This is a genomic window from uncultured Serinicoccus sp. (assembly GCF_947487915.1).
Classification (GTDB): Bacteria; Actinomycetota; Actinomycetes; order Actinomycetales; family Dermatophilaceae; genus Ornithinicoccus.
Genome location: NZ_CANKYH010000004.1, coordinates 357141 through 367650 on the forward strand (window position 1 = coordinate 357141; position 10510 = coordinate 367650).

At 73.4% G+C, this 10510-nt stretch carries 9 protein-coding genes and 1 rRNA gene; 9 read left to right on the forward strand and 1 reads right to left on the reverse strand.

The window, feature by feature from the left end; genetic code table 11:
* Positions 1 to 197: 197 nt before the first annotated feature.
* From pheS to Q0795_RS07080, 4 genes are read left to right on the forward strand one after another with little or no spacing between them, the layout of a single operon-like run.
* Positions 198 to 1253, forward strand: coding sequence for a phenylalanine--tRNA ligase subunit alpha (pheS, locus tag Q0795_RS07065; RefSeq protein WP_298888302.1), 1056 nt, complete (start codon positions 198 to 200; stop codon positions 1251 to 1253).
* A complete protein-coding gene (gene pheT / locus Q0795_RS07070; protein ID WP_298888256.1) occupies positions 1253 to 3790 on the forward strand; it encodes a phenylalanine--tRNA ligase subunit beta in 2538 nt (845 codons plus the stop codon). The genes pheS and pheT overlap by 1 nt, the downstream gene beginning before the upstream one ends.
* A gap of 8 nt (positions 3791 to 3798) precedes the next feature.
* Complete coding sequence (locus tag Q0795_RS07075; RefSeq protein ID WP_366942454.1) at positions 3799 to 4557, forward strand: SDR family oxidoreductase; 759 nt, start codon at positions 3799 to 3801, stop codon at positions 4555 to 4557.
* A gap of 1 nt (position 4558) precedes the next feature.
* Positions 4559 to 5497, forward strand: coding sequence for an aminoglycoside phosphotransferase family protein (locus Q0795_RS07080; RefSeq protein ID WP_298888260.1), 939 nt, complete (start codon positions 4559 to 4561; stop codon positions 5495 to 5497).
* Between the two features lie 58 nt (positions 5498 to 5555).
* On the opposite strand, the gene Q0795_RS07085 is transcribed toward Q0795_RS07080, so the two are convergent.
* Positions 5556 to 5954: an MmcQ/YjbR family DNA-binding protein gene (locus tag Q0795_RS07085; protein WP_298888262.1), complete on the reverse strand. Its 399-nt coding sequence runs from the start codon at positions 5952 to 5954 to the stop codon at positions 5556 to 5558.
* A gap of 82 nt (positions 5955 to 6036) precedes the next feature.
* On the opposite strand from Q0795_RS07085, the gene Q0795_RS07090 reads away from it, so the two are divergent.
* The 5 genes from Q0795_RS07090 to Q0795_RS07110 all read left to right on the forward strand — a co-directional run.
* Positions 6037 to 6546 carry an arginine repressor gene (locus Q0795_RS07090; protein ID WP_298888304.1) on the forward strand — a complete coding sequence of 170 codons (510 nt, stop codon included), beginning with the start codon at positions 6037 to 6039 and terminating at the stop codon, positions 6544 to 6546.
* A 12-nt stretch (positions 6547 to 6558) separates the two neighbouring features.
* Positions 6559 to 7980, forward strand: coding sequence for an argininosuccinate lyase (gene argH, locus Q0795_RS07095; protein WP_298888265.1), 1422 nt, complete (start codon positions 6559 to 6561; stop codon positions 7978 to 7980).
* Positions 7981 to 8017: 37 nt separating this feature from the next.
* The gene (locus Q0795_RS07100) at positions 8018 to 8761 is read left to right on the forward strand and encodes a DNA-3-methyladenine glycosylase (protein WP_298888305.1); all 744 of its coding nucleotides are present in this window, start codon (positions 8018 to 8020) and stop codon (positions 8759 to 8761) included.
* Positions 8762 to 8815: 54 nt separating this feature from the next.
* Complete coding sequence (tyrS, locus tag Q0795_RS07105) at positions 8816 to 10078, forward strand: tyrosine--tRNA ligase (RefSeq protein ID WP_298888267.1); 1263 nt, start codon at positions 8816 to 8818, stop codon at positions 10076 to 10078.
* Positions 10079 to 10435: 357 nt separating this feature from the next.
* Positions 10436 to 10510: ribosomal RNA gene (locus Q0795_RS07110) — 16S ribosomal RNA — on the forward strand; the annotation flags it as partial.

Genomic DNA, 10510 nt, shown 5'->3' on the forward strand with positions numbered 1-10510 from the left:
GGCGCCCCCCGCCGCAGGGATGCTGTCCGGTCGGGCCGCCGCCGGGGAAACCCGGTCGTGGGGGTGCACGGCGCACACCTAGACTTGCGCAGGTGTCCGACGCCAACAGCCATCCCAGTCCAGCCGGTAGGCCCGCAGACACCGACGAGGGAGGGTCGCCGCACGAGGGCAGCGGCTCGGCGTCGGCGGGGTCCGCGCTGAGCCAGGAGAGCGTCGAGGCCCACGTCGGGCAGGCCCTCGAGGCCATCGCCCGGGCCCGTGACCTGGACGGGCTGAAGGAGGCCAGGCTGGCCCACGCCGGGGACCGCTCGCCGCTCGCGCTGGCCAACCGGGCCATCGGCGGCCTCCCCGGCCAGGAGAAGGCCGCGGCCGGCAAGCTCGTGGGCCAGGCGCGGGGTCGGGTCAGCCAGGCGCTCGCCCGGCGTCAGCAGGAGCTGGAGGCCGAGCGGGACGAGCGCATCCTCGTCGAGGAGGCCATGGACCTGACGGTCGCCCCCGGACGCCGCCCGCTGGGCCGTCGCCACGTGCTGACCGTCACCGCCGAGCGCATGGCGGACGCGATGGTGGGCATGGGCTGGGAGATCGCCGAGGGGCCGCAGGTCGAGGCCGAGTGGTTCAACTTCGACGCGCTGAACTTCGACAAGGACCACCCGGCGAGGCAGATGCAGGACACCTTCTTCGTCGAGCCGGCCAAGGCCGGGCTGGTGCTGCGCACCCACACCTCACCGGTGCAGGCGCGGTCGCTGCTGGAGCGCGGGGTGCCGCTGTACGTCGCTGTCCCGGGCAAGACCTTCCGCACCGACGAGCTCGACGCCACGCACACCCCCGTCTTCCACCAGCTCGAGGGGCTGGCCATCGACGAGGGCCTGACGATGGCCCACCTCAAGGGCACCCTGGACCGTCTCGCCGAGGCGATGTTCGGGGCCGGGATCGTGAGCCGGCTGCGACCGGCATACTTCCCCTTCACCGAGCCCAGCGCGGAGATGGACTTCCGCTGCTTCGTCTGCCGGGGGGAGCCGACCGCCCCGCCCTGCCGGACGTGCGGCGGCACCGGCTGGATCGAGTGGGGTGGCTGCGGGATGGTCCACCACAACGTGCTGCGCGCGTGCGGTGTCGACCCCGAGCGCTACCAGGGCTTCGCCTTCGGCATGGGGGTGGAGCGCACGGCGATGTTCCGGCACGGCATCGCGGACATGCGAGAGCTCATCGAGGGAGACGTGCGCTTCAACGCGCAGTTCGGGATGGAGATCTGATGCGGGTACCGGTCGACTGGCTGGGCGAGTACGTCACGCTGCCCGAGGGCGTCACCGGCGAGCAGATCGCCGCCGACCTCGTGTCGGTGGGGCTGGAGGAGGAGGGGCTGCACACCAGCGGTGTCGGCGGCCCGCTCGTCGTCGGCCGGGTGCTCGAGATGACCCCCGAGGAGCAGAAGAACGGCAAGACGATCAACTGGTGCCAGGTCGACGTCGGGGACGCCAACGGCAGCGGCGAGCCCCAGGGGATCGTCTGCGGGGCGCACAACTTCGCGGTCGGCGACCTCGTCGCGGTGATCCTGCCCGGCGGCAGCCTGCCGACCCCGCAGGGTCCGCTGACGATCAGCGCCCGCAAGACCTACGGGCACGTGTCGGCCGGCATGATCTGCTCGGTCCGCGAGCTCGGCATCGGCGAGGACCACGACGGCATCCTGGTGCTGCCGCGCCTGCTGCCCGCCGAGGTCGTGGCGCGGCTGGCCCCCGGGGACGACCTCATCGGGGTGCTCGGGCTGGACCGGGAGACCGTCGAGGTCAACGTCACCCCCGACCGCGGTTACTGCTTCTCGATCCGGGGCATCGCCCGGGAGTACTCGCACGCCACGGGCGCGGCCTACACCGACCCCGCCTCGCTGCCCGTCGACCGCGGCGAGGGGGAGGGGTATGCCGTGCGGCTCGCTGACGAGGCCCCGCTCGAGGGGGTCCCGGGCTGCGACCGCTACCTCGCCCGGGTGGTGCGCGGCATCGACCTCACCCGGACCACCCCGGAGTGGATGGCACGCCGGCTGACCGAGGCCGGCATGCGTCCGATCGGGCTGGCGGTCGACGTGACCAACTACGTGATGCTGGCGCTCGGCCAGCCGTTGCACGCCTTCGACCTGGCCACGCTCACCGGCCCCGTCGTGGTCCGCCGCGCCCGCCCCGGTGAGCGGCTGACCACCCTCGACGACGTGGACCGCGCCCTGGACCCCGAGGACCTGCTCATCACCGACGGCGGCGAGCGGGTGCTCGCGCTGGCCGGTGTCATGGGCGGCGAGGACGGCGAGGTGATTCCCGGCGTCACGACCGACGTGCTCCTCGAGTCCGCGCACTTCGACGCCCGGTCGGTCGGCCGGACGTCGCGGCGGCACCGGCTCTCCAGCGAGGCGGCCAAGCGCTTCGAGCGGGGGGTGGACCCGGACGTGACGGCGGCCGCCGCCCAGCTGGCGGTGGACCTGCTCGTGGAGCACGGGGGCGGGAGCGCCGACCCGGCGGTCACCGACGCCGACCAGCGACCGGAGCGGCCGGTCGTCGACCTCGACCTCACGCTGGCGGGCCGCTACGTGGGGGTCGACTACGACCTGCAGCGGGTGCTGGAGATCCTGCGGCTCATCGGGTGCGAGGTGCAGGGGGAGGCCGCCGACCGGGTGGTCACCGTCCGGCCGCCGAGCTGGCGTCCCGACCTCACCGACGCCCCCGGGCTGGTCGAGGAGGTCGCCCGCATCGACGGCTACGACAAGATCCCGTCGGTCGTCCCCCGGGCGGTCGGCGGCCGTGGCCTGACCCACGGGCAGCGGGCCCGTCGCGCGGTGGCGACCGCCCTGGCGGGCCAGGGCCTCCACGAGGTCCTCACCTACCCCTTCGTCGGCGCCGAGCGCTTCGACGAGCTCGGGCTGGACGAGGACGACCCGCACCGCGACGCGGTGCGGCTGGCCAACCCGCTGTCGGACGAGGCGCCGCTGCTGCGGACCGCCCTGCTGCAGACGCTGCCGGAGGCGTTGCGCCGCAACGTCTCGCGGGGCAGCCGCGACGTCGCACTCTTCGAGATCGACAGCGTGACCCTGCCCGCGGGCGAGGCGCTGGCCCCCGTGCCGGGTGTCGGCGAGCAACCGGACGAGGAGGTCCTGGCGCAGATCCGCTCCGCCGTGCCCGCCCAGCCCTGGCACGTGGCGGTCATGGCCGCCGGCCAGGCCGACCGCTCCGGCTGGTGGGGCCGTGGTCGCCCGGTCGACGTCGTCGACGTCGTCGGGTGGGCGCACGCCGTCGCGGACGCCCTGGGGGTGGAGGTCCGCCGGGAGCAGAGCGAGCGGGCGTCCTTCCACCCGGGTCGGTGCGTCGACCTGACCCTGGCGGACGGGACCCTGGTGGGCTGGGCGGGTGAGCTCCACCCCACGGTGGTCCACCGCCTGGGACTCCCGCCGCGCACCAGTGCCGCCGAGCTCGAGCTCGACGTCCTCGTCACGGCCAGCGACCACCGGACCCAGGCCAGCCCGTTGTCCACCCACCCGCCCGCGACCTCCGACGTCGCGCTGGAGGTGCCCCGCGGGGTCCGCTTCAGCGCGGTCGAGGAGTCGCTGCGGGCAGGGGCGGGCGAGCTCCTGGAGAGCCTCGAGCTCTTCGACGTCTACGCCGGCGACCAGGTCGCGCAGGACCGCCACTCCCTGGCCTTCCGCATGCACTTCCGGGCGCCGGACCGGACCCTGACCACGCAGGAGGTCAACGCTGCCCGGGATGCCGCCGTCGACCGGGCCGCGCAGGACCACGGGGCGGTGCAGCGATGAGCGCGCGGGTGGCATTGGTGACCGGGGCCTCGCGAGGCATCGGGGCCCTCGCGGTCGAGTCCCTGCTGGACGCCGGTTGGCAGGTCGTCGGCGTGTCCCGGTCCGGCACGGTCGCCGAGGGCGCCGAGGGTATGCCGTGCGACGTCACCGACGCCGACCAGGTGGACTCGGTGGTGGCCTCGGTGGTCGAGCGGCACGGCCGCATCGACCTGCTCGTCAACAACGCCGGGCTCATCGAGGCCGAGGTGCCGTTGTGGGAGGCCGACGTCGAGGAGTGGTGGCAGGTGATGGTCACCAACGTGCGCGGTCCGTTCCTGCTGACCCGGGCGGTGGTGCCGCACATGATCGAGGCGGGAGGCGGCCGGATCATCAACATCAACTCCGGGTCGGGCACCAAGGAGCGCGCCGACCTCACGGCATACTGCGGCTCCAAGTCGGCCCTGGCCCGCATCACCGGCGGGGTGGCGGCCGCCGGGGCCGAGCACGGGGTGCTGGCCTTCGACCTGGCGCCGGGCGTCGTCGAGACGGACATGACCCACTCGATGCGCATGCACGAGGGCCGTACGGAGTGGACGGCTCCACGGGACGTGACCGACCTGCTCCTGGCTTTCGCCTCGGGCGAGCTCGACGGCTTCTCCGGCCGCATGGTGCGCGCGGGCGCCGACGACCTCGACACCCTGCGTGAGTGGTCGGCCCGCGGCCTGCCCGAGGGCGCCCGCATGCTGCGCCTGCGGCCGTGGGGCGAGGACGACCCGCTGGCCACCTGAGGTGAGCGGGTTCGGCATCCGGACGCCGTGGGAGGACCTGCCCGCCACGGTCCACGACTGGGCAGCGCGGGTCCTCGGCGGTCCCGTCGTCGAGGCGGTCTCGCAACCGGGCGGCTTCTCCCCGGGCTCGGCGGACCGGGTCCGGACCGCCGAGGGCCGGCGCGCCTTCGTCAAGGCGGTCGGCTCCCGCCCCAACCCGGACTCACCCGACCTGCACCGCAGGGAGGCCCGCGTGCTGCGCAGCCTCGCCGCCGAGCGGCTGGACGTCGCTCCCGCCCTCATCGCCGACCTCGACGACGACGGGTGGGTCGCCATCCTGACCGAGGAGGTCGAGGGCCGGCACCCGCACGCCCCCTGGACCGGGGCGGAGCTGGCGGGCACCCTCACCACGCTCACCGAGCTCGCCCGTCACCGGGCCCCGACCTCCTGGCCCGACCTGTCCGAGGAGCTCTCCGCCGAGTTCGGCAGCTGGACCCGGCTGCGGGACGACCCGCCGGCCGACCTGGACCCCTGGCTCGGGCCGCGGCTGGCCGAGCTGCACACCCTGTCGTCGCGCACCCTGGACCGGCTGTCGGGCGACACGGTCGTGCACACCGACGTCCGCGCGGACAACCTGCTGGTCGGGACCGACGGGCGGGTGCGGCTCGTCGACTGGCCGTGGGCGAGCCGTGGGGCCGCGTGGTTCGATGCCAGCTCGCTGCTCGTCGACGTCTGGGCGGTCGGGGAGGTCGACCTCGGACCGCACCTCCCGGCGATCCTGTCGCTGGGCGCGACGCGCGAGGACGTGCTCGGCGTGGTCGTCGGGCTGGCGGGCTTCCTGCTCGACGCGGCCCGGCGCCCGGCCGCACCGGGGCTGCCGACCCTGCGTGCCTTCCAGCGGTCCCGGGGGCAGGCGGCCGTGGAGGTCGCGCGGGAGCTCTGGGGTGGCGCCGGGTCCTGAGCACGCCGCTGCGTCCGGGGAGGTGGTCCCCGCGGGACTCCTCTCCTCGGGGCACTCGTCATCCCCGACGCGCATCCAGCCGGGCGACCAGGGTGCGGGTGGCGGTCGCTCGGTATGACTCCTCGACGAGCTCGGCGACCTCGAGCCAGTCGCTGTCGTCGTCGAGGTCGACGCCCACCCAGCCGGCGGGGCCGAGGTAGGCCGGCCGGAAGCACCGGGGCTGCTCCAGCAGGGCCCGCGCCTCGTCAGGGTGCGGCTTCACGACCACCGAGTCCGGGTGCTGGGCATACGCCCCCTCGACCTTGACCGAGGCGCCGACGTAGGCGAACACCTTCACCGTGAAGAACGCCGGGTGGCCGTGGCTGGTCTTCTCGGCGGACCCGGGCAGGGCCAGACAGATCCCCCGGAGACGGGCCAGCACCGGGCTGTCCGGGGCCACCATGAGCGGGTGTGCCATGGGGGCACGCTAGCGCGGTCCGAGCCCTGCCACTGTGTGCATAGTCATGCACACATCGGTATACTCGTGCACCGTGACCTCGATCCCGATGACCCGTGCCGCGCGGCACCAGCGCATCAGCGACCTGCTGGAACGGCACGCGGTGGGCTCCCAGGGGCAGCTGCTCGACCTGCTGTCCGAGGACGGCATCTCGGTCACCCAGGCCACCCTCTCCCGCGACCTCGTCGAGCTGGACGCGGTCAAGGTGCGCCGCGGGCGGCAGCTGGTCTACGCCGTGCCCGGCGAGGGCGGTGACCACACCCCCCGTCCCGCCCAGGACCAGGTGGAGGTCAGCCACCGGCTCGCCCGCCTCTGCCAGGAGCTGCTCGTCAGCGCCCGCTCGGTCGGCAACCAGGTGGTGCTGCGCACGCCGCCCGGTGCCGCGCAGTTCCTCGCCTCCGCGATCGACCGCAGCGACGCCGAGGACATCCTGGGCACGATCGCCGGGGACGACACCATCCTCGTCATCACCGCCGACCCGGCGGGTGGCCCGGACACGGCGCACCGGCTCCTCACGCTGGCGGCCGAGCCCGAGCAGCGCGACGCCACCTGACACACTGGTGCCATGACCGTGAGCCTGTGGGGAGGCCGCTTCACCGGCGGCCCCAGCGACGCGTTGGCCGCTCTCAGCAAGAGCACGCACTTCGACTGGAGGTTGGCCCCCTACGACGTGGCCGGGTCGCGGGCGCACGCCCGCGTCCTGCACCGTGCCGGACTCCTGTCCGACGACGACCTCGAGGCCATGCTCTCGGCCCTCGGGCAGCTGCTCGCCGACCTCGGGTCGGGTGCGTTCGTCGCCCTCGACACGGACGAGGACGTGCACACCGCGCTGGAGCGGGGGCTCATCGAGCGGGCCGGGCCGGAGGTGGGAGGACGCCTGCGGGCGGGCCGGTCCCGCAACGACCAGGTGGCGGCGCAGTTCCGCATGTACCTCCGGGACCAGGCCCGCCTGCTGGGGACTCGGGTGCTCGAGGTGGTGCAGGCGCTCGTCGACCAGGCCGCGGCCCACCCCGAGGTGGCGATGCCGGGGCGGACCCATCTCCAGCACGCGCAGCCGGTGCTCCTCGCCCACCACCTGCAGGCCCACGCCTGGGCCCTGGTGCGCGACGTCGAGCGGCTGGTGGACTGGGACCAGCGCGCCGCGGTCTCGCCCTACGGCTCCGGCGCCCTGGCCGGGTCCTCCCTGGGCCTCGACCCGCAGTCGGTCGCCCACGACCTCGGTATGCCGCGGGCCGTCGACAACTCCATCGACGGGACCGCCTCGCGCGACTTCGCCGCGGAGTTCTCCTTCGTCATGGCGATGACGGCGGTCGACCTGTCGCGGATCGCCGAGGAGGTCATCCTCTGGGCCACGGCGGAGTTCGGCTTCGTCACGCTCGACGACGCGTTCTCGACCGGCTCGAGCATCATGCCCCAGAAGAAGAACCCCGACGTCGCCGAGCTGGCCCGGGGCAAGGCGGGCCGCCTCATCGGTGACCACGCCGGGCTGCTGGCCACGCTCAAGGGACTGCCGCTCGCCTACAACCGGGACCTCCAGGAGGACAAGGAGCCGGTCTTCGACGCGGTGGACACCCTGGAGGTGCTGCTGCCCGCGGTCTCGGGGATGGTGGCCACCCTCACCTTCCATCCCGAGCGCCTGGAGGAGCTCGCGCCCCAGGGGTTCTCGCTGGCCACGGACGTGGCCGAGTGGCTGGTGCGCGAGGGGGTGCCGTTCCGGGTGGCGCACGAGGTAGCCGGTGCGTGCGTGCGGCACTGCGAGGAGCGGGGGATCGGCCTGGAGGACCTGGACGACGCGGCGCTGGCCTCCATCAGCCCCCACCTGCACCCGGGGGTCCGCTCGGTGCTCACCGTGGCCGGTTCCCTGGCCTCGCGCAACGCGCACGGCGGCACCGCCCCGGTCCGGGTGACCGAGCAGCGGGCGCACCTGCTCAAGCAGCTCGCGCGGCTGCGGCACTGGGTGCGCGAGATGCCCGCCATCCGTGACTGACCGCCCGGCCATCCGCTCCGGCAGGCCGTCCGAGGTCGTGGGCACGGACCACGGTGCTGGCGGGAGCCCGGTTCCGCGCACCGAGCTGTCCGGCCCGGTGCTCGAGGTGGCTCCCCGGCTGCTCGGCTGCCTCCTGACCCACGACGGGGTGACCGTCCGGCTCACCGAGGTGGAGGCCTACGCCGGAACCTCGGACCCCGGGTCGCACGCCTACCGGGGGCCGACGGCGCGCACCGGGGTGATGTTCGGTCCCGCCGGCCACCTCTACGTCTACCTCAGCCACGGCCTGCACTGCTGTGCCAACATCGTCACCGGGGCGTCAGGCACGGCGTCGGCCGTCCTGCTCCGGGCGGGGGAGGTCGTCGCCGGCATACCGCTCGCCCGACGCCGGCGTCAGCAGGGACGGTCCAGCCCGGTCCCCGACCGGGACCTCGCCCGCGGGCCGGGCAACCTGGGGCGGGCGCTCGGGCTCGACCGGCGGCAGGACGGACTGGACCTGTGCGGTCCGGGCTCCGCGGTCTCGCTCACGGCGCCATGGGGCAGGGTCGGCCCGGAGGGCCCCGGGCCTGCGGACGGAGCCCCGCCCGCGGCCGGTACTGCCCGCCCGGTGACGGTCCGCACAGGACCACGTGTCGGGGTGAGCGGCGAGGGAGGGTCGGCCGAGCTCTTCCCCTGGCGGTTCTGGCTGGCGGGGGAGGCGACGGTGTCGGCCTACCGGGCGGCGGCCCCGCGCCGTGCCGAGTCGCGCAGCACGTCGGGGCGTCGGTCGGGCCGACAGTAGGCTGGCCCCACCACGAGGCGATCTCGTGCCCCCACGACCGGAAGGACCCCCACGGTGACCCACATCCTCGACGAGCTGCGGTGGCGGGGCCTGGTGGCGCAGACCACCGACGAGGCCGCGCTGCGCCAGGCCTTCGACGACGGACCGATCACCGTCTACTGCGGCTTCGACCCGACCGCGCCGTCGCTGCACTTCGGCAACCTCGTCCAGCTCATCGTGCTCCGCCACCTGCAGCGCGCGGGCCACCGGGTCATCTGCCTGGTCGGCGGGTCCACCGGGCTCATCGGCGACCCCAAGGCCACCTCGGAGCGGGTGCTCAAGACCAAGGACGAGGCTGCCGCCAACGTCGCCCGGATCCAGCAGCTGGTCCGGCCGTTCCTCGAGGTCGAGGGGGACAACCCGGTCGTCATGGTCAACAACCTGGACTGGACGGCACCGCTGAGCGCGCTGGACTTCCTGCGTGACGTGGGCCAGCACTTCCGGGTGAACCAGATGATCCGCAAGGAGGCCATCGCCGCGCGGCTGGAGAGCCAGGAGGGGATCTCCTACACCGAGTTCAGCTACCAGCTGCTGCAGGGCCTGGACTACCTGCACCTGTTCCGTGAGTACGGCTGCACCCTGCAGACCGGGGGGCAGGACCAGTGGGGCAACCTCACCGCGGGGGTCGACCTGATCCACCGGGTGGAGGGGGCCTCGGTCCAGGTCCTCACGACACCCCTCATCACCGACGAGAACGGGATGAAGTACGGCAAGTCGGAGGGCAACGCCGTGTGGCTCTCGGCCGACATGACCTCGCCCTACGCCTTCTACCAGTACTGGATCAACGTGGCCGACGGGGAGACCGGCAAGCTGCTGCGCGTCTTCACCGACCGCGACGCCGCGCAGATCACCGCGCTGGAGGAGTCGGCGCGCGAGCGTCCGCACCTGCGGGAGGCGCAGCGGGCCCTGGCGGCCGACGTCACGACCCTCGTCCACGGGGCTGCGGCGACCGCGCAGGTCGAGGCGGCGAGCCAGGTCCTCTTCGGGCGGGCCGACCCGGCCACGCTCGAGGCCGGCACGTTGCGGGACGCCACGGCCGCATTGCCCGGAGGGTCGGCGGACGTGGGCGACAGCCTGCTCGAGGCCCTGGTGCGCACGGGGCTGGCCGAGAGCAGGGGAGCGGCCCGACGACTCGTCGGCGAGGGAGGCGTCAGCCTCAACAACGCCCGGGTGGAGGACGTGGACCGGCTGCTGGCTCACGAGGACTTCCTGCACGGCCAGGTGGCCCTGCTCAAGCGGGGCCGCAAGAGCCTCGCCGCGGTCCGAAAGGCCTCCTGACCAGCGGATTTGTGGTCGGCGCCCGGCGTCCCCTAGAGTTTCTCCTCGCCGCACCGACAGGGAGGCACGGACACCGAGAGGTGGCCGGTCCCGGGTACGGCAGCACGCACCGACAGCGTCCGAGCAGGGCTCGGACGGGATTTGACTCCCGGAAGCGCAGGTGCGTAACCTAGAAGAAAGCCCCGGACATCACGGCGCGAAAGCGCACGGATGATGGTGTGTGTCCGATTCTTGAGAACTCAACAGCGTGTTTGTTTTTTGATGCCATGTTTTGTTTGCCATGGCTGGTGCCCGCCCCCGGGTGCTGGTTGTGGTTTTTGTTGGGATCGTTATCTGTTCGGTAATGGTTTTGTTCTTTTATCGGAGAGTTTGATCCTGGCTCAGGACGAACGCTGGCGGCGTGCTTAACACATGCAAGTCGAACGATGAAGC

Excerpts from the sequence above, each read along its gene's own strand:
- pheT (WP_298888256.1), top strand. The coding sequence starts at position 1,253 with ATGCGGGTACCGGTCGACTGGCTGGGCGAGTACGTCACGCTGCCCGAG.
- Q0795_RS07085 (WP_298888262.1), bottom strand. The coding sequence starts at position 5,954 with ATGGCACACCCGCTCATGGTGGCCCCGGACAGCCCGGTGCTGGCCCGT.
- argH (WP_298888265.1), top strand. The coding sequence starts at position 6,559 with ATGACCGTGAGCCTGTGGGGAGGCCGCTTCACCGGCGGCCCCAGCGAC.